At 34.6% G+C, this 21,579-nt stretch carries 21 protein-coding genes and 1 other annotated feature; of the genes, 16 read left to right on the forward strand and 5 right to left on the reverse strand.

Annotated elements, in window-relative coordinates; genetic code table 11:
- Positions 1-18: 18 nt before the first annotated feature.
- The 9 genes from RBB48_RS00750 to srtB all read left to right on the forward strand — a co-directional run bounded on the left by RBB48_RS00750 (position 19) and on the right by srtB (position 12,412).
- A complete protein-coding gene (locus RBB48_RS00750; protein ID WP_097889217.1) occupies positions 19-2,379 on the forward strand; it encodes an endonuclease MutS2 in 2,361 nt (786 codons plus the stop codon).
- Positions 2,380-2,573: 194 nt separating this feature from the next.
- Positions 2,574-3,263, forward strand: a complete 690-nt coding sequence (locus RBB48_RS00755) for a 23S rRNA pseudouridine(2604) synthase RluF (RefSeq protein ID WP_306007313.1) — start codon at positions 2,574-2,576, stop codon at positions 3,261-3,263.
- 108 nt (positions 3,264-3,371) lie between these two features.
- Positions 3,372-3,622 (forward strand) — a binding site (T-box leader).
- 117 nt (positions 3,623-3,739) lie between these two features.
- Positions 3,740-5,065, forward strand: a complete 1,326-nt coding sequence (brnQ6, locus tag RBB48_RS00760; protein ID WP_088609274.1) for a branched-chain amino acid transport system II carrier protein BrnQ6 — start codon at positions 3,740-3,742, stop codon at positions 5,063-5,065.
- A 501-nt stretch (positions 5,066-5,566) separates the two neighbouring features.
- The gene (gene isdC / locus RBB48_RS00765) at positions 5,567-6,274 is read left to right on the forward strand and encodes a heme uptake protein IsdC (protein WP_097889219.1); all 708 of its coding nucleotides are present in this window, start codon (positions 5,567-5,569) and stop codon (positions 6,272-6,274) included.
- Between the two features lie 19 nt (positions 6,275-6,293).
- On the forward strand, positions 6,294-8,897 hold the full coding sequence (locus RBB48_RS00770; RefSeq protein WP_306007314.1) for an NEAT domain-containing protein: 2,604 nt from the start codon (positions 6,294-6,296) through the stop codon (positions 8,895-8,897).
- Between the two features lie 75 nt (positions 8,898-8,972).
- Positions 8,973-9,848, forward strand: coding sequence for a heme ABC transporter substrate-binding protein IsdE (gene isdE / locus RBB48_RS00775; RefSeq protein WP_088064533.1), 876 nt, complete (start codon positions 8,973-8,975; stop codon positions 9,846-9,848).
- A 27-nt stretch (positions 9,849-9,875) separates the two neighbouring features.
- Positions 9,876-10,859 carry a FecCD family ABC transporter permease gene (locus tag RBB48_RS00780; RefSeq protein WP_087985361.1) on the forward strand — a complete coding sequence of 328 codons (984 nt, stop codon included), beginning with the start codon at positions 9,876-9,878 and terminating at the stop codon, positions 10,857-10,859.
- Positions 10,849-11,619 (forward strand): ABC transporter ATP-binding protein, encoded by a 771-nt coding sequence (locus RBB48_RS00785; protein WP_000403736.1) that lies wholly within the window; start codon positions 10,849-10,851, stop codon positions 11,617-11,619. Before RBB48_RS00780 ends, RBB48_RS00785 begins: the two co-directional genes overlap by 11 nt.
- Positions 11,620-11,650: 31 nt before the next feature.
- Positions 11,651-12,412, forward strand: coding sequence for a class B sortase (srtB, locus tag RBB48_RS00790; RefSeq protein ID WP_088064532.1), 762 nt, complete (start codon positions 11,651-11,653; stop codon positions 12,410-12,412).
- A 68-nt stretch (positions 12,413-12,480) separates the two neighbouring features.
- On the opposite strand, the gene isdG is transcribed toward srtB, so the two are convergent.
- Positions 12,481-12,804 (reverse strand): heme oxygenase, encoded by a 324-nt coding sequence (gene isdG / locus RBB48_RS00795; RefSeq protein ID WP_000587825.1) that lies wholly within the window; start codon positions 12,802-12,804, stop codon positions 12,481-12,483.
- Positions 12,805-13,099: 295 nt separating this feature from the next.
- On the opposite strand from isdG, the gene RBB48_RS00800 reads away from it, so the two are divergent.
- A complete protein-coding gene (locus RBB48_RS00800) occupies positions 13,100-14,299 on the forward strand; it encodes a class I SAM-dependent rRNA methyltransferase (RefSeq protein WP_048565759.1) in 1,200 nt (399 codons plus the stop codon).
- 39 nt (positions 14,300-14,338) lie between these two features.
- Here the strand turns inward: RBB48_RS00800 and RBB48_RS00805 are convergent, their stop codons facing one another.
- Positions 14,339-14,533, reverse strand: a complete 195-nt coding sequence (locus RBB48_RS00805) for a YwbE family protein (protein WP_001014310.1) — start codon at positions 14,531-14,533, stop codon at positions 14,339-14,341.
- Complete coding sequence (locus RBB48_RS00810; protein WP_048544295.1) at positions 14,534-14,707, reverse strand: hypothetical protein; 174 nt, start codon at positions 14,705-14,707, stop codon at positions 14,534-14,536. It lies immediately after the preceding gene.
- Between the two features lie 169 nt (positions 14,708-14,876).
- Here RBB48_RS00810 and RBB48_RS00815 point away from each other — a divergent pair, with 169 nt between their 5' ends.
- From RBB48_RS00815 to RBB48_RS00840, 6 genes are all read left to right on the forward strand, one after another.
- Complete coding sequence (locus RBB48_RS00815) at positions 14,877-15,569, forward strand: response regulator transcription factor (protein WP_088610296.1); 693 nt, start codon at positions 14,877-14,879, stop codon at positions 15,567-15,569.
- Position 15,570: 1 nt separating this feature from the next.
- Complete coding sequence (locus RBB48_RS00820) at positions 15,571-16,506, forward strand: sensor histidine kinase (RefSeq protein ID WP_097889221.1); 936 nt, start codon at positions 15,571-15,573, stop codon at positions 16,504-16,506.
- A gap of 124 nt (positions 16,507-16,630) precedes the next feature.
- Positions 16,631-17,554, forward strand: coding sequence for an ABC transporter ATP-binding protein (locus RBB48_RS00825; RefSeq protein WP_088064530.1), 924 nt, complete (start codon positions 16,631-16,633; stop codon positions 17,552-17,554).
- A 188-nt stretch (positions 17,555-17,742) separates the two neighbouring features.
- The gene (locus RBB48_RS00830) at positions 17,743-18,447 is read left to right on the forward strand and encodes an ABC transporter permease (RefSeq protein ID WP_306007315.1); all 705 of its coding nucleotides are present in this window, start codon (positions 17,743-17,745) and stop codon (positions 18,445-18,447) included.
- A 37-nt stretch (positions 18,448-18,484) separates the two neighbouring features.
- On the forward strand, positions 18,485-19,354 hold the full coding sequence (locus RBB48_RS00835) for a DUF4097 family beta strand repeat-containing protein (RefSeq protein ID WP_306007316.1): 870 nt from the start codon (positions 18,485-18,487) through the stop codon (positions 19,352-19,354).
- 24 nt (positions 19,355-19,378) lie between these two features.
- Positions 19,379-20,071 (forward strand): ABC transporter permease, encoded by a 693-nt coding sequence (locus RBB48_RS00840; protein ID WP_306007317.1) that lies wholly within the window; start codon positions 19,379-19,381, stop codon positions 20,069-20,071.
- Positions 20,072-20,133: 62 nt separating this feature from the next.
- On the opposite strand, the gene RBB48_RS00845 is transcribed toward RBB48_RS00840, so the two are convergent.
- Both RBB48_RS00845 and RBB48_RS00850 read right to left on the reverse strand, forming a co-directional pair.
- Complete coding sequence (locus tag RBB48_RS00845) at positions 20,134-20,466, reverse strand: YfjL-like protein (RefSeq protein ID WP_087985349.1); 333 nt, start codon at positions 20,464-20,466, stop codon at positions 20,134-20,136.
- A 138-nt stretch (positions 20,467-20,604) separates the two neighbouring features.
- Complete coding sequence (locus RBB48_RS00850; RefSeq protein ID WP_149213775.1) at positions 20,605-21,108, reverse strand: DinB family protein; 504 nt, start codon at positions 21,106-21,108, stop codon at positions 20,605-20,607.
- Between the last annotated feature and the right edge of the window lie 471 nt (positions 21,109-21,579).

Raw genomic sequence — 21,579 nt, forward strand, 5'->3', positions numbered from 1 at the left:
ACAAGGGGGACCTGCAACATGTTAGAAAGAACGTTGCGTGTATTAGAATACAATAAAGTAAAAGAACAATTACTTGAACATACAGCCTCTTCACTTGGCCGTGACAAAGTGAAGCATTTAGTGCCAAGCACTGATTTTGAAGAAATTGTAGAAATGCAAGATACAACGGATGAAGCAGCGAAAGTCATTCGTTTAAAAGGTAGTGCACCATTAGGTGGTATTACGGATATTCGCTCAAATGTGAAGCGTGCAAAGATTGGGAGTATGTTAAGTCCAAATGAACTACTTGATATTGCAAATACGATGTATGGTAGTCGCAATATGAAACGTTTCATTGAAGATATGGTTGATAATGGTGTTGAGCTTCCTATTTTAGAAACTCATGTCGCTCAAATTATATCTTTATATGATTTAGAAAAGAAAATTACAAATTGCATCGGTGATGGCGGTGAAGTAGTCGATAGCGCAAGTGATAAACTGCGTGGTATTCGTACTCAAATTCGTACTGCGGAAAGTCGTATTCGTGAAAAGTTAGAAAACATGACGCGTTCTTCTAACGCGCAAAAGATGCTGTCTGACGCGATTGTAACGATTCGTAACGAACGTTACGTAATCCCAGTAAAACAAGAATACCGCGGTGTATATGGCGGTATTGTTCACGATCAATCAGCTTCTGGGCAAACGTTATTTATTGAACCACAAGTCATTGTAGAGTTAAATAACGCGCTTCAAGAAGCACGAGTGAAAGAAAAACAAGAAATTGAACGCATCTTATTGATGTTAACAGAAGAAGTGGCAGTAGAAGCAGATATCGTTTTATCTAACGTAGAAGTAGTTGCGAATCTTGACTTTATTTTTGCGAAAGCTTTTTATGCGAAGCGTATAAAAGCAACGAAGCCAATTGTAAATAACGAGCGCTATATGGATTTAAGACAAGCACGTCATCCGCTTATTGATCCAGAAATTATCGTGCCAAATAACATTATGTTGGGTAAAGATTTCACGACAATTGTTATTACGGGGCCGAATACAGGTGGTAAAACAGTTACGCTGAAAACAGTTGGTATTTGTGTATTAATGGCGCAATCTGGCCTTCACATTCCAGTAATGGATGAGTCAGAGATTTGTGTATTTAAAAATATCTTTGCCGATATCGGTGATGAGCAATCGATTGAACAAAGTTTAAGTACGTTCTCCTCACATATGGTGAACATTGTTGATATTTTAGAAAAAGCTGATTTTGAAAGCTTAGTTTTATTCGATGAATTAGGTGCTGGAACAGACCCGCAAGAAGGGGCTGCATTAGCAATTTCAATTTTAGATGAAGTATGTAATCGTGGTGCTCGCGTTGTTGCTACGACGCATTACCCAGAATTAAAAGCATACGGATATAACCGTGAGAAAGTTATTAATGCGAGCGTTGAGTTCGACGTGAATACATTAAGCCCAACGTATAAATTATTAATCGGTGTACCAGGACGTAGTAATGCTTTTGAAATTTCGAAGCGCCTTGGACTATCTGATCGCGTGATTGATCAAGCTCGTAACCACATTAGTACAGATACAAACAAAATTGAAAATATGATTGCGAAGTTAGAAGAAAGTCAAAAGAATGCAGAGCGTGACTGGAACGAAGCAGAAGCACTTCGCAAGCAATCTGAAAAACTGCATCGCGAATTACAGCGTCAAATTATTGAATTTAATGATGAGCGCGATGAAAAATTATTAAAAGTGCAAAAAGAAGGGGAAGAAAAAGTCGAAGCTGCAAAGAAAGAAGCAGAAGGCATTATTCAAGAACTTCGTCAATTGCGTAAAGCACAGCTTATAAACGTGAAAGACCATGAGCTTATTGAAGCGAAGAGCCGTCTAGAAGGTACGGCGCCAGAGCTTGTGAAGAAACAAAAAGTAAACGTGAAAAACACAGCGCCAAAACAACAATTACGCGCAGGCGATGAAGTAAAAGTATTAACGTTCGGCCAAAAAGGTCAATTACTTGAAAAGGTAAGTGATACAGAGTGGAGCGTACAAATTGGTATTCTGAAGATGAAAGTGAAAGAATCCAATATGGAATACATTAATACACCGAAGCAAACTGAGAAAAAAGCAGTCGCAAGTGTGAAGGGTAGAGATTATCACGTTTCGTTAGAGCTCGATCTTCGCGGTGAACGTTATGAAGATGCAATGATGCGCGTTGAAAAATATTTAGACGATGCACAGCTTGCAAGCTATCCGCGCGTATCAATTATTCACGGTAAAGGAACAGGAGCGCTTCGCCAAGGTGTACAAGATTACTTGAAGAAACACCGCGGTGTGAAAAACTACCGCTACGGTGACATGGGCGAGGGAGGCCTAGGCGTAACAGTTGTCGAATTAAAATAGCAAACAACGAAACAAAGGGGAACCATTATATGTTTATGGACAAACTTGCAAAAGTATTGTTAGCTTGTTGCGGAATATTTTTGGTAATTGGGGTTATTTATTTAGTTGTTTTTGCGAAGTAAAAGAGCGTCAATCGTGGCAGAGTGATATTGCCATAGATTGACGCTTTTAATATATAGGAAAAGGAATAAGCTATGAAAATCAACCAATACATAAGCGAAGCAAAATCCTGTTCAAGACGCGAAGCAGACCGTCTCATTAAAGCAGGACGCGTGGCTATTAACGGTGAAATATGTACGCACGGTGCACTCGTGAGCGATGGTGATGTGGTAACGATTGATGGACAGGTTATTGTAAAAGAAGAGAAAGAAAAGGTGTATATCGCCTTTCATAAACCAGTTGGTATTACTTGTACAGCAGCCGAGCATATTGAAGATAACATTATTGATTATATCAATTACCCAGAGCGTATCTTTCCTGTTGGACGATTAGATAAAGCGTCGGAAGGATTAATTTTATTAACGAATGACGGTGCGATTGCGAATCAAATTTTACACGGAGATCATGAACACGAGAAAGAATATATTGTTACGGTTGATAAGCCGTTTACAGATTGGTTTATTGATGAGATGTCCAGCGGTGTAAAGATTAAGGATGGCATGACGAAGCCTTGTAAAGTGACGAGAGTGGATCAGTCTACATTTCGCATCGTTTTAACGCAAGGAATGAACAGACAAATTCGTAGAATGAGCCGTGCTTTCGGATTTACTGTAACAAAGCTAAAGCGGGTTCGTATTCTGAATATAGAGATAGACGATCTTGAAGTGGGAAAATGGCGGAGCGTTACATCTGAGGAATTAGACATTTTAATAAATCAGTTTTAGGGAGGAAAAATTTTCTCCCTATATTTTTTTGTCAGAAAAAATAAAACTATTGATTTTTTAAAAAATAGCCCATATAATAAAAAACAACAAGTTTCGACAAGATATTTTATAAAAGTAATGATGAGGACATGAGTTGTTTTTGACGATTCTCAGAGAGGGAAGCCTAGGCTGTGAGCTTCCTAATACGGAAAGACAAACTTACCACCTCTAAACTTCAAGAGTGAACTGCATGATGCATTGTAATTCTTGGCGGATAAAACCGTTATCAATTTACACGAGCTATAAAATGAGTTTATTTTGTTATAAATTCATTTTATTAGAATAAGGGTGGAACCACGATTTCAACACTCGTCCCTTTGTTAGGGACGGGTGTTTTTTGCGTTCTTTTACGGGGAAGTATGCTTGAAAGAGGATATGTGACGGTCTTTAATTCAGAATATTTTGTCAATGCAAGAATATTTAGGAGGTTAGTAGAAATGAAATCATCTTTAAAGTTTTCTGAGATGTTTGCAATAAGTTTAATGTTGTTTGCACTATTTTTCGGTGCAGGTAATATGATTTTCCCGCCAGCTTTAGGGCAAGGTGCTGGAACAGACGTATGGATCGCGTTATTTGGCTTTATCGTAACAGGTGTTGGATTACCTTTATTAGGGGTAATTGTTATAGCTCTAAAGGGAGATATTAATGAGCTAGCGGGACGTGTACACCCTGTATTCGCACTTGTTTTTATCACTGCAATTTATTTATGTTTAGGCGTATTCGTAAGTGTTCCGCGTACAGGAACAGTTGCTTATGAAATGAGTGTTGCACCATTTTTACCAAGTGATATAGCTGGTCAATCGTATCCACTTGTTATCTTTACATTCATTTTCTTTGCAGTAACTTTCTATTTAGCTTTAAACCCATCGAAATTAGTGGGCCGCATAGGTAAAGTATTAACTCCAATTTTGTTAGCTGTTATAGCAATTATCGTAGGTAAAGCAATTATTACACCAATTGGAGAATTTGGTGCACCGACAGAAGCGTATAATGCTCCGCTCTTTAAAGGTTTTATTGATGGATATTTAACTTTAGATGGACTTGCAGCACTTGTTTTTGGAAATGTTGTTATTAATGCTTTAAAAGCAAAAGGCGTTACAAATAAGAACAGCATTGCAAAAGTAACAATCTTTGCAGGATTTATTGCAGCGCTCGGTTTACTACTTGTTTATTTAGCACTTGCTTATCTGGGAGCTTCTAGTGTGTCTCTTGGAATGGGAGCAAATGGAGGAATTATTTTAACAAACGTTGTAAATCATTTATTTGGTAGTTACGGAACTTTATTATTAGGGATCGCAATTACAGCGGCATGTTTAACAACTTCTGTAGGTATTGTTGCAGCTTGTGGGGAATATTTTTCTTCCTTATTACCAAAGCTTTCTTATCAAAAGGTTGTTTTCATCTTCTGTGTATTAGCATTTATGGTAGCAAACCTTGGGTTAACTCAGTTAAACGCATTAGCATTACCGATTTTAATTGCAATTTACCCAATTGGTATCGTACTGATTGTATTATCACTTGTTGAAAACTATATTCGTCTTCCATTAGCTATGTATGTAGGCGGTATTGTAGGAGCATTTGCAATTAGCTTCTTTGATGGATTGCATAATGCAAATCTTCAAGTAGCGGCCCTTGCTCCTATCTTAGATAAAATTCCACTATATAGTGTAGGGATTGGTTGGCTAGTTCCGGGTATCATTGGAATTGCAATTGGATATGTAGTTTCTTTATTTCAAAAGCAAGAAGTTGCTGTAGAAAAATAGTGAAAAGAGGCTTTCTATGAAAGAAAGTCTCTTTTTTTGTAGGAAAAATTGCATATAGGGAAATTTAGATATTAAAAATTTTATACGTAATATAGTTGACAAAAAAATTAGCATTAGGCTAAGATTGACTTAGTTGTGGAAATATTAGAAGGAAAGTGAGGAGTGAAAGGTATAAGGTTTTCTATAACGATATCATTTTGTAGATAGAGGTGATAGAGTAGGAGAATGGTTAGTTTTATTTTTTTTGACCTTCATTGAGAATGATAATCATCAAAAGAAATAGGGACTTATGTTAAAATGTAAATCGCTCTTTATAAGGAATAGGGAGGGATATTATTTTTAACACTTAGTGAGAATGATAATCAATAATATCTATATTACATAAATAAATAAATTACAATTAAATAATGATAGAGGATTATTATTTTTTCTTATATATTGAGAATAATTATCATTTTCAAAGAGTATGGATGAAAGATAAACAAGGAGGAAGTAAGCCAAATGAGAAAGATTTCTGTATTACCCGCTTTTATTATGACATTCGTATGTATGCTAGCTTTTTTCGTAGTGCCATTTGGACAAGCTTCGGCAAATGTAGCTGACGGTATTTACGATATTAACTATGTCATACAAAAAGCAGAAAATGATTCAGCTTCAATGGCAAATGATTATTTTGAAAAACCAGCTAAGTTAATTGTGAAAAATGGTGAGATGAGAGTACAAATTCCTATGAATCATAGTGCTTGGATTACAGAATTTAAAGCACCAGAGAACGGAAACTTTGTTGATGCAAAAGTTGTTAGTAAAGATGAATCTGCAGATAAAAGAATTGTAGAGTTTAAAATAGACGACCTATCTAAACCAGCAGCTGTAAAAATTCATGTTGTTGTACCTAACGTAAATTATGACCATAACTACACAATTCGCTTTGCATTTGATGCAAATGTAAAAGCGGTAGGTGGAGAAAATAAAGCAACTACTGTAACAAAGAATAATGATCAAACAAAAACAGATACAAAAGTAAAAGAAGAAGTGAAGAAAGAAGAGAGTAAAGAAGCAAATAAAGAGGCAAGCAAAGGAACAAATGAAAGTGGAAAAGCTGAAAAAACAGATAACCCAAAAACAGGCGATGAAGCACGCATCGGATTATTTGCAGTGTTAATTCTTATTTCAGGTGTTTTCTTAATTCGTAAAGTACGTCAAAACTAAATAAAGGAGCGTTATTCCATTGAATAGATATCTTAAAATTGTTGTTGCGATGTGTTTAATGATATTTACATTCGTATCAACATTACAACCTCTTGCAGTTCAAGCAGCAAGCCAACTAGCTGACGGTGAATATTCAATCGGTTTCAAAGTTCTTAAGGATACATCAGATGAAGAATCTATGATGAATCAATACTCTGTAAGTCCAGGAACTTTAAAAGTGAAGGATGGGAAGAAGAAGGTATCCTTTACGTTAGAACATAGTTCATGGATCACGAAGTTTGAAACAGAAAAAAGTGGCCAGTTTGTTGCGACAAATGTAAGTAGTGAAGATAAAGAAAAAGATACACGAGTAGTAGAATTTGAAGTGGACGATGTAGAGAAAGTATTAAATGCGAAAGTAAAAGTAGACATAGACTTTTTAAATTATCATCATGACTATGATGTGCGTATTGCATTTGATCAAAATAGTATTACACCGATTCATGTAGAAAAACCAAATGAAAAAGAGGATCCAGCAAATAAGCCAGATCCAAATGAAAAACCGGATCCAAGTCAGAAGCCCGACCAAAAGCCTGACCCAGATCAACAACCCAATTCTAACACAATTAGCGATGGGAATTATAGTATTCCATTTAAAGTGTTAAAAGATAAGACAGATGAAGAATCTAAGATGAATAATTACATGGTAAATCCAGGAGTATTAAAAGTAGAAAACGGTAAGAAAAAGGCAATTGTAACACTAACAAGTAGCTCATTAATTAAAAATTTCCAAACGGAAAAAGATGGCGCATTTGCTGATGCAAAAGTAGTGAGTGAAGATAAAGAAAAAGATACAAGAGTAGTAGAGTTTGAAGTGGACGATTTATCAAAAAAATTAAATACAAAAGTATTTATCGAAATGGCATCAAGAAACTATAAGCAAACACATGATGTACAACTTTTATTTGAACAAGATAAACTTGAGCCAATTAAGAACGAAGAAAAGCAACCAGACGGTGATAAAAAGCCAGAGGTAGAGAAACCAGAAGTAGAGAAGCCGAATGTTGAAACAATTAAAGACGGTGAATACAGCATCAGTTTCAAAGCTTTAAAAGATCAAACAGAAGAAATTTCAATGATGAACACGTATACGAAGAGTCCGGGCGTGTTAAAGGTGAAAGATGGTAAAAAATATGTATCATTCACATTAACGAATAGTGCATGGATTACAAAGTTTGAATTTGAGAAAAATGGTTCGTTCGTTGATGCGAGTGTATTAAGTGAAGATAAAAAAGCTGATACACGCGTAGTGGAAGTAGAAGTAGACGATGTATCTAAAAAGTTAAATGCAAAAGTAAAAGTAGATATCGATTCAATGAATTATCACCATTTTTATGACATTCAATTTGCATTTGATAAAGGTAGCATTAAACCGTTAGATAACCAAGGCGGAAACAATAACCAAGGCGGAAACAATAACCAAGGTGGAAACAACAACCAAGGTAACAACGCAACCATTGATCCAAAAGCCCTTAAAGATGGTGAATACAGCATTGGCTTCAAAGTTCTAAAAGATCAAACAGAAGAAATTTCAATGATGAACACATATACAAAGAGTCCAGCTGTACTAAAAGTGAAAGATGGTAAGAAGTATGTATCGTTTACATTAACGAATAGTGCATGGATTACAAAGTTTGAGTTTGAGAAGAATAGTTCTTTTGTTAATGCAAAAGTATTAAGTGAGAATAAAGAGCAAAATACAAAAGTAGTAGAGTTAGAAGTAGATGATTTATCTAAAAAATTAAACGCAAAAGTAAAAGTAGATATTGATGCGATGAATTATCACCATTTCTACGATGTTCAATTTGTATTTGATCAAGATAGTATTAAAGTTTTAGGTAACCAAGGCGAAAACGACAACCAAGGCGGAAACGATAACCAAGGCGGAAACGATAACCAAGGCGGAAACGATAACCAAGGCGGAAATAGTAAGCCAAAAGTAATAGTTGATCCAAGAAATTTAGTGGATGGTCAATATGATATTCCATTTAAAGTGTTAAAAGATAAAACAAATGAGCTTTCAAAGATGCATGACTATACTGTACACCCAGCAAAATTAATCGTTAAAGATGGTAAAAAGTACATTGAGATGACGTTGAAAAATAGTGCATGGATTACAAAATTCCAAACGGAAAATAACAGTCTTTTTGCTGATGCGAAAGTAGTAAGCGAAGATAAAAATGCAAATAGGAGAGTAGTGCAATTTGAAGTAAGTGATTTATTTGCAAAATTAAATGCAAAAGTAAAAGTTGATATCAACGAAATGAACTACCATCATTTCTACGATGTCCAAATTCAATTTGATACAAATAATATTGGTGTGTTAGGCACGATTAAAGAGGATCCAAAAAATAATCCGAACAATCCAGTGATTACACCGAAAGTAGATAATGTAAAAAAAGTAGATAATCCTGATTTTAACCGAAATGCAGATGATAAGAAGAAAAAAGAAGATCAAAAAAATGATTCAAAAAAAGAGAAAAACTCAAAAACGGCAGATACAGCACAACTAGGTTTATACATGGTGCTATTGCTTGGGTCACTTGCTTTACTAGTTCGTAAATATAGAGCAGGAAGATTGTAATTTTTGGAGTCTTGATGCATGTTCGCATGCATCAAGACTTGTTTCATATTGTTTGGAAAGGAGTGGTGATTGAGAGTGAAGAAAATTGCTAGTGTACTAATGGCTATCATTCTATTAGTGAGTATAGCTGGATGCTCGGCGCCCAAAAAAGAAGCAGCAAAACAGGTAAAGAGTGAGAGTAAAGAGAGAATTGTTGCAACGACAGTTGCTGTTACTGAAATTATGGATGCGTTAGAAGTAGATTTAATTGGTATTCCAACAAGTACGAAAGATTTACCAAAGAGATATAAAGGTTTACCTGAAGTCGGGAATCCGATGAGTCCTGATATGGAAAAGGTAAAGTCATTAAAGCCGTCAGAAGTATTATCCGTGACAACACTTGAATATGAATTAAAGCCAGTTTTTGATGGTGTGGGCACGAAAGCAAATTTTTTAGATTTAACAAGCTTGAAAAATATGCAAAATTCCATTAGCGATTTAGGTAAGCAATATGGACGTGAAAAGCAGGCTGAAGCAGTTGTAACGAAGTTAGATAACAAGGTTGCAGAGATTAAAAAAGCAGTAAAGGGAAAGAAAGAACCGACAGTGCTTATTTTATTAGGTGTACCAGGGAGTTATTTAGTAGCAACAGAGCATTCTTATATTGGAGATCTAGTGAAACAACTAGGTGGCAAAAATATTGCGCAAGGTGAACAAGTAGAGTATTTAGCTTCTAATACAGAGTATTTAAAAAAAGCTGATCCAGATATTATTTTACGAGCAGCTCATGGTATGCCTGATGAAGTTGTGAAAATGTTTGATAAAGAATTTAAAACAAATGATATTTGGAAACATTTCGTTGCCGTTAAAAATAACCGTGTTTACGATTTAGAAGAGCGCTTATTTGGGACGACAGGTAATTTAGCAGCAATGGAAGCGTTAGATGAATTGAAAAAAATGATGTATCCGTGATGCATTTTAATATAAAGGAAGAGTGGAATGAATAAAAAAACTTGGAGTTTCCTCATTGTTACTGCATTGCTTATTGTTATGACATCATTGTCAGCGATGAAAGGGAGTTTAGAAATAGGTATTGTTGAGCTTGTGCAAGGGATATTTACAGGGGGAAATGAAGATGTTGAAGTGATTAAAGATTTACGTTTCCCACGTATTATTATTGCACTATTTACTGGAGCAGCTCTGGCCGTTTCAGGTGTGCTTTTTCAAGCTGTTATGAAAAATCCACTTGCTGATGCTGGGGTAATCGGGATATCTTCTGGAGCAAGTTTTATGACACTTGTTATTATTACGCTATTCCCGCAATTCTTTTTCTGGACACCAGTATTCGCCTTTTTAGGTGGTGCGTTTGCATGTTATCTCGTTTATGCATTTTCATGGAAGTCAGGGTTAAGTCCGCTTCGCATTATTTTAGTTGGTATAGCTATTAATGCAATGTTCACTGGATTAAATGAATCGTTCATTACGATTTGCGGATACTTCATTAAGAGTATTAAGCAAACGACGACTTCTAACATAACGATGAAGACGTGGGACGATGTAGAAATAATGGTTACATATGGAACGATTGGTCTTATTCTTGCTCTGTTTGTAGGAGCTTGGTGTAACTTATTATCGCTACAAGATAAGACTGCGAAAAACTTAGGTTTGCACGTGACGAGAGTTCGTCTTATTATTTCTGCTATTGCAGTACTTTTAGCAGCAGTATCAACAGCAATTGCAGGTGTTATTGCTTTCGTAGGATTACTCGTTCCGCACATTTCAAGACAACTAGTCGGTTCGGATCATAAAGTATTAATTCCATTTTCTGCTCTTGCAGGAGCGTTATTAATTTTGACGGCGGATACGATTGGAAGGTTAATTGTGCCACCTAACGAAATTCCAGCAGCGACGATTATGGCAGTGATTGGTGGCCCATTCTTAATATTCTTGCTTAGAAAGAGTGATAAAGTTCATGGAAATTAAAAATGTAACCTTTTCGTATGATAATGTAACGGATCGATTAAAGTCGGTTAGTAGTGAAATAGAAATTGGTAAAATTACAACAATTATTGGTCCAAACGGTTGCGGGAAATCGACATTACTTGGTGTGATGTCAAGAAATCACGACCCTCGTAGCGGAGAGATAATACTCGATGGGAAGGCGATTAGTCAATATAAACCGAAAGAGTTTGCTAGAAAGTTAGCCGTTGTCCATCAACAAAATGAAGCACCGGCAGACATGACGGTAGAGAAATTAACAAGTTATGGTCGTATGCCTCATAAAAATATTTTTTCCTCGCAAACTGATGAAGATAGAGAAGCAATCGAAAGGGCTTTAGCATGTACGAATTTGCTAAGTAAACGTGATAAAGAGATTCACGCCTTATCTGGTGGAGAAAGACAACGTGTTTGGATTGCCATGACGTTAGCTCAGAAAACACCAATGCTCTTTTTAGATGAACCGACAACATATTTAGATATTTATTATCAACTTGAAATATTAGAGCTAGTAAAAGAGTTAAATGAAGTACATGGATTGACGATCGTTATGGTATTACATGATATCAATCAGGCGATTCGCTATAGTGATCATATTATTGTTATGAAAGACGGCGAAATTGTTACGAAAGGTAAGCCGAATGATGTTGTGACAGAAAGTATGATAAAGACGATATACGGTGTAGATGTCGTTGTAAAGCAAGATGAAGATACAGGGTTGTATATGGTCCCAATGGGTATTTAAATATGCGAACAATCCGTTTTGAGGTGATGATTTGAGTAGTAAAAAAGAACGGAAGAAGAATTCTTTTTTTCAACGAATACTTACAGTTGTTTTTTTAGGTACCTTTTTCTATTCAGTATATGAATTAGGTGATATTTTCATGGATTACTATGAAAATCGTAAAGTAATGGCCGAAGCACAAAACATTTATGAAAAGAGTCCGATGGAAGAGCAATCACAAGACGGGGAAGTACGTAAACAGTTCAAAGCTCTGCAGCAAATTAACCAAGAAATAGTTGGATGGATTACGATGGATGATACACAAATTAATTATCCAATCGTTCAGGCGAAAGACAATGATTACTATTTATTTCGTAATTATAAAGGTGAAGATATGAGAGCAGGCAGCATTTTTATGGACTATCGTAATGATGTGAAATCTCAAAATCGAAATACTATTTTATATGGTCACCGTATGAAAGATGGTTCTATGTTTGGAAGTTTAAAGAAAATGTTAGATGAAGAGTTCTTCATGTCGCATCGTAAATTATATTACGATACATTATTTGAAGGATATGATCTTGAAGTGTTCTCGGTGTATACAACAACAACTGATTTTTATTACATTGAAACGGATTTTAGCAATGATACGGAATACACATCGTTTTTGGAGAAAATTCAAGAAAAATCGCTGTACAAAACGGATACAAAATTGACAGCGAGTGATCAAATCGTAACACTTTCGACGTGTGACTATGCACTTGATCCGGAAGCAGGAAGGTTAGTCGTGCATGCGAAACTAGTAAAGAGATAGTAAAAAAAGTATAGAATATGAGAAGTGGTAACGCTTCTCATATTCTATACTTTAAAAAAGAAATATGTTTACTGTGCTGCAGCCATTGGCATACGTACAACTTCAACATTGTAGTAAGTGATTTTATTATCAAGAATATATTCTGGCATCCCACCTTGATGTGAATGAGCATCTTTAAATGCTGAGCTCTTCGTCCAACCTTGGAAATCTTCTTTTGCATTCCAGCGTGTGCTAATTGTTACTTCATCATAATCAACTGTATTTTGCGTTAAAAGAACTTCTAATCCTAAAAAGCCTGGCATCGTTTCGACTTGACCTACTTTATTAAAACGCTCAATTAATTTATGTCCATTTCCCTTTGTAATTTTAGCTGTATTTGTAACAATAATCATGTTTTATTCCTCCTATAAATGTAGCCTTTATTTTCGAGAACTCATATACATTAAATGATAATGAAAATCATTATCAATGTCAATGGTAAATGTGAAATAAATAAGTTTTTTGATTATTTTGGACAGTAAGATTTCCATTTCAAAATGTAGTAAATATGTGGCGGTTAAGTGAGGGAATGAGCGAGTTGTACTAGCAAAGCAATAATATGGTATAGTGAAACGAGGCTGTTTTTTCAGGCTCGTTTTTTAAATGCTTCCTATAGAGAAAGCATGCAAATGGAAAGGAAGTTATTATATGCGATCAGAAGTAACTGTAAAAATAAAACCGAAATTTATAAAAGAAATTAAAAGTGGATATCCGCTTATTTTAAAAGATGCGATTCAAAATTTAAATGATGTTCAGGAAGAAGGAACAATCATTAAAGTAGTAGATGAGAAGAACAATTTTGTCGGAAAAGGTTATTATGGAAAACAAAATAAAGGATACGGCTGGATTTTAACGAGAAAAGAGAGTGAACAAATTAATCAATCTTTCTTTGAAAGTAAAATAAAATCTGCCTTACATAAACGAAAGCAATTTTACAAATCAAGTGATACGACAGCATTCCGTGCCCTAAATGGTGAAGGTGATGGTCTTGGAGGCTTAATTATTGATTATTATGACGGCTATTATGTAGTAAGTTGGTATAGTGAAGGGATTTATACTTTCAGAGATGAGATTATAGCAGCTCTTCAAAAAGTAGCAAACTTTAAAGGTATTTATGAGAAAAAGCGTTTTGATACGAAAGGGAAATACATTGAAGGCGATGATTTCGTAGCAGGAGTACGCGGTGAGTTCCCGCTTATCGTAAAAGAGAACGGTGTGAACTTTGCTGTTTATTTAAATGACGGAGCGATGGTTGGTGTATTTTTAGATCAGCGTAACGTTCGAAAACAAATTCGTGATAAATATGCAAAGGGGAGAACAGTATTAAATATGTTCTCTTATACAGGTGCTTTCTCTGTATTTGCAGCGCTTGGCGGAGCGAGTAAAACGACGAGTGTCGACCTTGCAAATCGTAGTTTAAGTAAAACGATTGAGCAGTTTAGTGTAAATGAAGTTGATTATGAAGCGCAAGATATTATTGTAGAAGATGTATTTCTTTACTTCAAATATGCAGCTAAGAAAAAGATGAAATTTGATATGGTCGTACTTGATCCTCCAAGTTTTGCACGCTCAAAAAAATATACATTTAGTGCAGCGAAAGATTATAAAAACTTACTAAAAGAAACAATTGCGATTACAGAAAATAACGGGATTATCGTTGCTTCTACAAACTGTAGCGCATTTGATATGAAAAAGTTTAAAGGATTTATCGATACGGCATTTAAAGAAATGAATGGCAAATATAAAATATTAGAAGAACATTCTTTACCAGAAGATTTTCGTACCATTGATCAATTCAAAGAAGGAGACTATTTAAAAGTAGTTTTCATTGAGAAAATTAAAGGGTAATAAAGAAAAAGGAGCTCGAGTTTATTTGAGCTCCTTTTCTTATTGAACGATATTTTGTACTCTACCGACTTGCCCGTCCTGCAATCGTACTTTAATGCCATGAGGGTGGGAAGGGGAGTTTGTTAAAATATCTTTTACAATTCCACGTGTTAATTTACCGGTGCGTTGATCTTGTTTTAATACAATATCAACTTCAAGACCGGGTGCGATATTAGAACGTTTTTGTCCGTTCATTTATACACCTGTACGTCTACGTTGGTTGTTTGTTTTCTTCGTTTGTTGGTTTTGTAATTTTTTCGTTGCTTGGCTTTGATTTGTATTATTTGCACCATTTCCATTTCCTTGCTTTTTCTTTGCAAGTTGTTCACGCATTAAATCAGCTAAGCTTACTTTTTTGTTTTCTGACATGATAAGTCTCCTTTATATAAAGTTAATTATGAACAATAGTAGTGAATTTTATCATATCATTGTTAAGGAAGGAAGGGAAGTTGGTTTGAAAATTCATATAATTCTTTCCAGTATTCATTCGTTACGATACAATTGAAATGTTAATGTTTGTAAAAAAGGGGATAGACATATGTCACATCATATTTTATTAGTTGAAGATGATATTTCAATTCAAGAGATGGTGGAAAAGTATTTAATAAAGGAAGGTTTTCAAGTTACAATCGCGTCTGACGGAGAAGAAGGGGTGCAAGCATTTTTTAAATCATCCTTTGATTTAGTTATCCTCGACATTATGATGCCAAAGCTAGATGGCTTAGAGGTTGTGCGAATCATTCGGGAAAAAAGTGCCGTTCCGATTTTAATGATGTCGGCAAAAGATACAGATGTTGATAAAGCTGTTGGATTAGGACTTGGAGCAGATGATTACATTTGTAAGCCGTTTTCTATGATTGAATTGGCTGCACGTGTAAAAGCGGGTATTCGGAGGTCTACGAAATATTCAGCTACAGAAACAACAGAAAAGATGATTCAAATTGGTGATTTAGCAATTAATCCAATTAATTTTACGGTTGAAAAAAACGGAAAGCCGCTCAAACTTACTTTAAAAGAATTTGAGATTTTAAAGCTATTCGTAAAGAATCAAAATCGTGTATTTACGAAAGCGCAAATATATACGTTAGTTTGGAACGAAGAGTATTACGGTGATGATAATGTTATAAATGTTCATATGAGAAGATTGCGCGAGAAAATTGAAAGTGATCCATCTAATCCAGAGTATATTAAAACGTTATGGGGCATCGGCTATAAGTTGGAAGTGATGTAATATGGTCAATTTGTTAATAGGTATTATTTTTACATTGTTATGTGTCATTTACATACAGTATAAAATGAGAAAAAACAGTAGCAAAAATTTACGATACACATATGAAAAGCTAGAAAGTATTGTAAATGAACAAACAGGCGAGAAGTTACTCGTTATGACAGATAATCTACAATTACAAAAATTATTAGTGGCAATTAATCAATTACTAGCTGCAAAACAGAAAACGAATGCAGATCATGCAAAAGTAGAAATTTCGATGAGAAAAATGCTTTCAAATATTTCACATGATTTAAAGACGCCACTAACAGTTATTCTTGGATATACAGAAATGTTAAATAAGGATAAAGCGATGAGTAAAGAAGAACAGCAAATATTACTTGAAAAGGTGCATGTAAAAACACTAGAAGTAATGGAATTGATTCATAAGTTTTTTGATTTAGCAAAATTAGAATCTGGTGACAAGGCAATCGAGATGACAAAAGTAAATATGAATGAAGTTTGTCGTGAGAAGATTTTATCTTTTTATGATTTAGTGACGGCGAAAGGGTTTCAAGTTCATATTGATATACCAGAAAGAAATATATATGCACTTGGAAATGTAGAAGTATTAGGTAGAGTATTGAATAATTTAATATCAAATGCAATTACATATGGAGACGATGGAAAGACACTTGGTGTGAGGTTAAGAGATGATGAAACGAGTGTGTATATAGATGTATGGGATACAGGGAAAGGAATTGATGAATCTCATATTGATAAAGTGTTTGAGCGTATGTACACACTTGAAGATTCAAGAAATAGATTGTACCAAGGGAGCGGTTTAGGGTTAACGATTACGAAACGGCTTGTGGAAGCGATGGATGGAAAAATTAACCTTTCTAGTAAGCCATATAAAAAAACGATTTTTACAGTTGTATTAAAAAAGATGCTGTTTTAGCTTGTAGAGAAGTAGATTCTACAAGCTTTTTTCAGCGTAAGGAATTTGTAAGGAACGGGTAAGAAAAAAGAGATTTCCGTTGTCTATTATAGAAGTATAAGGTAGTGCGAAAGGAGACAGTGACATGACATATATATTAAAAACGAATCAGTTAACGAAAGTGTTTAAAGGGAAAGAAGTTATTTCTAGCGTCAACATGCATGTGAAAAAAGGAGAGATATACGGTTTCTTAGGACCGAATGGTGCAGGTAAAACAACGATTATGAAAATGATTACAAATTTAATAAAACCGACGAGCGGTGATATTGAAATTTTTGGTGAGAAGTTAACGGATACATCTTATGAATTGTTAAAGCGCATGGGGACAATTATCGAATATCCAATCTTTTATGATAAATTAACGGCGAAGGAAAACTTAGAATTACATTGTGAATATATGGGGTATTACGACAAGAACGCAATTGATCATGCTTTAAATTTAGTGAAATTGCACGGTATAGATGATAAAAAAGTAAAAGATTTTTCATTAGGTATGAAGCAACGACTTGGTATTGCAAGGGCAATCATGACAAAGCCAGAATTACTCATTTTAGATGAACCTATTAACGGCTTAGATCCAATTGGTATTAAAGAATTACGAGACTTATTTAAAATGCTCTGCAAAGAATATGGTATTACGTTATTAGTCTCTAGTCATATTTTAGGCGAGATGGAACAAATGGCGGATACAATTGGTGTAATTCAAAATGGAAAACTAATAAAAGAAGTTTCAATGAAGAGTATTAACGGAAAACAAACAGAGTACATTGAAATTACTGTTCTTGATGTGAAGCGTGCAGCTTATATTTTAGAAGATAAACTCGGTATAAAAAATTACAAAATAATGAGTGGAAATATGATTCGTGTGTATGAATTGGCGGCGACACAGCAAGCCATTTCAAAAGCACTTATTATGAACGATGTAGAAATTGAAAGTATTAATAAGAAACATAGTTCCTTAGAAGAATATTTCTTAAATGTAATGGATGGAGAGGGTATTCATGCTTAACGGATTGTTAGTGAATCTAGTAAGCGGATTGATCGTACTGTTCATAAGTGGGATTTTATATTATAGGAAACCAGAGAGGAAATGGTTGTTGATTCTACTAATGATAGGAATGTTAAGCGTAGTTACGGCTGGAATTAGAATGTTACCAGTGTAGAGACAGTTATATAAAGAATGGAGGCGTGGTTTATATGTTTAAATTAATGAAGCTCGAATGGAAGAAACATCAATTATCTAGTTACTTTAAAAGTGTAGCAATTTGTATTATAGCAATTTTCGTTGCAGTAAGCCTTATGGCATGGGGAATGAAAGCTGAGGAAGACATGCTCTTCTCTGACTTTACACAGAACATGGCTTTAGTAAATATTTTTATTAGAATAACATTCATTATTTTTAGTTCGGTCATTTTATCACGTTTAGTAATTGATGAGTATAAGAACAAAACGATCCAACTATCATTTATGTACCCACTGCAAAGGAAAATGTTAATGAGAGCGAAATTAACAATTGTTTTTTGTTTTTGTTTTGTGAGCACGATTATCGCTACTTTTATTATTAGTTTGCTCGTATATTTTGTGAGTCCAATGATGGGACTGATTGAAACGCCAGCTACGATAGGTGAAATAATAGCTATCGTTCCAGTTACTATTATAAGTGCATTTATGATATCTGGTATAAGTTTAATTCCTTTATTTTTTGGGATGAGAAAGAAATCGACACCGACAACGATTACTTCTGCAGTAATAATTGGGATGCTGATTAGTGGTAACGTTGGGGCTGAAAGCAATCAAGTAAGTATGTTTGATTTTATAGCTATCCCAATAGTGCTCTGTTTATTAGGGATTTTCATTAGTTATCTATCGTATCGTAAAATCGACAAAATCGATGTGGCGTGAAGCAAGCATAAAACAACAACGAACTGGGGTATGACTGGTGAAAAAAATAATAGTAATTGCAATATTAGTAATTACAATTGCTAGTGCGGTTTTTGGTTTTAAGGTGTTTCAGGGGAAAGATTTTAAGAAAGAAAAGTCTTTTGAGATAAATCATATAAAAGAAATAGAAGTAGACAATGAAAACTGGGATATTGAATTTAAAAGTACAGACGCTAACAAAATAGTAATTTTGGCTCAAGGTAAACGAGTAGATGAAGAGATAGATCCTGTCGAAATAGAACATGAAGGGAATAAAGTTATAGTTAAGCAAAAACAAAAGGCGACCAGATTCTTTAATGGTTTTACGTTTAGGAAGAAAAATAGTATATCTATAGTTGTTCCGAAGAAAGAAATAGATAAAATTGTATTAAATAATAAATCGGGTGATGTGAAAATAAGGGATATAGAAGTGAAAAATATTGTGACAAAAAGTGAGTCTGGAGATGGAATGGTTGTAGGACTATCGGCAGAGAAGGGTGAATTTACATCCGAAAGCGGAGATTTAATGTTAAAAGATAGTTCATTACAAGAAGTAAATATAACTTCTACTACTGGCGATAATTATGTGAAAAATATAAAAAACGAAAATATGAACATCACTTCAACATCCGGTGAAGTATTACTGAAAGATATGAAAGAAGGAAAATCATTATTTGTAGAAACAAAGTCAGGAGATATTGGCGTAAGATATAAAGGTGTTCCAGCTTCATTGAAACTTACGGCTAAAAGTAATTCGTCTGACGTAATGATAGATTTAAAAGGACTTACGAAAGATAAAAATACAGAAAAGATAAAAGCAGGAACGATTGGTGATGCAAAAAACAAAGTGGAGATTTTAAGTAAAACAGGGGTAATTTATATCGATTAAAATGTAAATGAAAGGAGGACTATTATGCTACGTCTTATGAAGCTAGAACTGAAGAAATTTAAGATTGGATGGTATGTGAGGGGAGCGATTATTGCAAATATCGCTATACTGGCATTACTGATCTTTACGAGCATCGTTTCTCAAATAGAAGGAGATCCAGAAATAAGAGATCCACAGATGGTTTTGTTAATGGCTAGTACATTAGTAAGAGCAACATTTATTATTTTTGGTAGTGTGTTAATCGCAAGGTTAATAATTAGTGAATATAAAAACAAAACAATACTACTTATGTTTTCTTATCCAATTAACCGAAAGAAAATGATGGTTAGTAAGTTGGTTATTACAGCAACATTAACATTTATAACAGTTATTTTATCTAATATTTTAGTAGTAGGAATGTTCTTTGGGGTAGATAGCTATTTTTCAATTCTTCCTAATTCATTCACAGTAGATCAATTGATGCAAGAAGGGATAAACCTTGTTCCTTTAGCCGTTGCAACTGCGGGAATAAGTTTAATCCCACTATATTTCGGAATGCGTAAACGTTCAGTGCCAACTACAATTGTTTCATCCCTTATCGTTGTATCAATTGCAATGAATAGCACTACGTTTTCTGTAGCAACTTTCCTTCCTCTTCAACTAGCATTGGCAGCAATTGGAGTTGTGATTGCATGTTACGGAATTAAAAATATAGAGAAGGAAGATGTAACTGTATGACAAGAATAAGAAAAAAGAGTTGGCGTTACACCAACTCTTTTTTGTATATGCATGCTTCGTTACTACTCTGTAAACTTGGAGTGTTTGCTTAAATACGCTTGTACTCCTGGAGAAATATTAAAGTTATTAGGACTTTTATATTCAATAGTAAACTCTCCGTCTTTACTTGTTTCAAAGGAGATTGCATAGCTATTCATTTTAGCATCGTAAGAAGTATTTTTGACTTCCGCATCTAGATTAAAGTATTTTGTAATATATTCTTTTGATTCCGTAACTGCTGTTTGTTTTCCCCAAGGGGTACCATAACTTGTGCAATAAAGAGACACACTGATAACTCCGATAATAGAAGTTAGTAAAATAGTTCCCATAGCTATTTTTTTATTTTTTGTATTCAATTTGGTTGCCCCTCCTCATAATATGTATTCATTTTAACGTATTTTTTCCATAAAACAACCATTTAGCAAAAAATAGTTTCACATGAAACAAGTTACAGAAAAAGACAAGATGTGTAAACACCTTGTCTTTTTTTGTGGTTACATTTTAGGAGCTTCCATTCCAGCCGCGGCCCATTCTTCTTTTGCAGGACCATATACGCCAGGGACGGTTAAACCAGCTTGGCGCATTAAAACAGTCATTTGTCCGCGATGGTGATTTTGATGATTAATGAGTGTCATTAAAAATATAGAATTCGGCATAGGACGACCAAAGAAGTCATTAATAGTAGCTAAGTCTTTATCAGTCCATTCGCCTTGAAGAGCTTCAACAAAAGCTACATTCACTTTACGGTATTGATCAGCAATTGTTGTTGCAGAAGTTGGTACAGGATAATCCTTCGATTCTCCTTCAAACTTAAGCCCTGTGCCAGATAGCATAACTGGAATTGCAGTCACGATATGCCAAGCAACTCTGCCTAATGTCCAGTGCCCAGGTGCAATTTCTTGTGATAAAGACTCATCTGTTAATGTATCGAGCATCTTTTGAGTAGACTCAGCCTCGTATGTCCATGATTGCAAGAAGCCTTCAATAGTTTGGTACATATTTATCCCTCCTAGTTAGTTCATAGGTTACATTCGTGAAAAAAAGATAGTTTCCTTTTGACCTTATAAGAATGAATAAAAAAGGAGACTTCCAAGAAGCTCCTTTTTAACTTTCTTCCAACTTTTTCTCACCAACCATAAGAAATAAGGTGCTCCAAGTACAGCAACATTCAAATTTGCGTAACGATAAAGAGTTGAATAATTGTTGAGCCGAGAGCTGAAATACCGATTTCTATTAAAGCAAGGGCTGTTGAGCTAAATCCTAATTTCCATGAAAAAAAGGAAAATTTCAACTGCAAGTAGTCCACTGATGAATACACTAATTGGATTGAAGTTTATATGGATATGCAGAATGAAGAAAAAGAATTTCGTTTGAGCAAGAAGGCGAAAGTACAAGCAAAAAGAGAGCGAATCGCATGTAATAATTACTAGAATGTATGGAATAAATCTGTGTTTATCCCGACTAGGTAA

This window comes from Bacillus sp. MMSF_3353, from assembly GCF_030733445.1.
In the GTDB taxonomy this organism is placed as follows: Bacteria; Bacillota; Bacilli; order Bacillales; family Bacillaceae_G; genus Bacillus_A; species Bacillus_A wiedmannii.

What these genes read in the sequence shown, in the direction of transcription:
- RBB48_RS00800 (WP_048565759.1), top strand. Translation starts at nt 13,100, where the DNA reads ATGCGATCAGAAGTAACTGTAAAAATAAAACCGAAATTTATAAAAGAA.
- RBB48_RS00840 (WP_306007317.1), top strand. Translation starts at nt 19,379, where the DNA reads ATGCTACGTCTTATGAAGCTAGAACTGAAGAAATTTAAGATTGGATGG.
- RBB48_RS00810 (WP_048544295.1), bottom strand. Translation starts at nt 14,707, where the DNA reads ATGTCAGAAAACAAAAAAGTAAGCTTAGCTGATTTAATGCGTGAACAA.
- RBB48_RS00785 (WP_000403736.1), top strand. Translation starts at nt 10,849, where the DNA reads ATGGAAATTAAAAATGTAACCTTTTCGTATGATAATGTAACGGATCGA.
- RBB48_RS00805 (WP_001014310.1), bottom strand. Translation starts at nt 14,533, where the DNA reads ATGAACGGACAAAAACGTTCTAATATCGCACCCGGTCTTGAAGTTGAT.
- RBB48_RS00750 (WP_097889217.1), top strand. Translation starts at nt 19, where the DNA reads ATGTTAGAAAGAACGTTGCGTGTATTAGAATACAATAAAGTAAAAGAA.
- isdG (WP_000587825.1), bottom strand. Translation starts at nt 12,804, where the DNA reads ATGATTATTGTTACAAATACAGCTAAAATTACAAAGGGAAATGGACAT.
- RBB48_RS00850 (WP_149213775.1), bottom strand. Translation starts at nt 21,108, where the DNA reads ATGTACCAAACTATTGAAGGCTTCTTGCAATCATGGACATACGAGGCT.
- RBB48_RS00780 (WP_087985361.1), top strand. Translation starts at nt 9,876, where the DNA reads ATGAATAAAAAAACTTGGAGTTTCCTCATTGTTACTGCATTGCTTATT.
- RBB48_RS00755 (WP_306007313.1), top strand. Translation starts at nt 2,574, where the DNA reads ATGAAAATCAACCAATACATAAGCGAAGCAAAATCCTGTTCAAGACGC.
- RBB48_RS00815 (WP_088610296.1), top strand. Translation starts at nt 14,877, where the DNA reads ATGTCACATCATATTTTATTAGTTGAAGATGATATTTCAATTCAAGAG.
- RBB48_RS00820 (WP_097889221.1), top strand. Translation starts at nt 15,571, where the DNA reads ATGGTCAATTTGTTAATAGGTATTATTTTTACATTGTTATGTGTCATT.
- isdC (WP_097889219.1), top strand. Translation starts at nt 5,567, where the DNA reads ATGAGAAAGATTTCTGTATTACCCGCTTTTATTATGACATTCGTATGT.
- RBB48_RS00825 (WP_088064530.1), top strand. Translation starts at nt 16,631, where the DNA reads ATGACATATATATTAAAAACGAATCAGTTAACGAAAGTGTTTAAAGGG.
- brnQ6 (WP_088609274.1), top strand. Translation starts at nt 3,740, where the DNA reads ATGAAATCATCTTTAAAGTTTTCTGAGATGTTTGCAATAAGTTTAATG.
- RBB48_RS00830 (WP_306007315.1), top strand. Translation starts at nt 17,743, where the DNA reads ATGTTTAAATTAATGAAGCTCGAATGGAAGAAACATCAATTATCTAGT.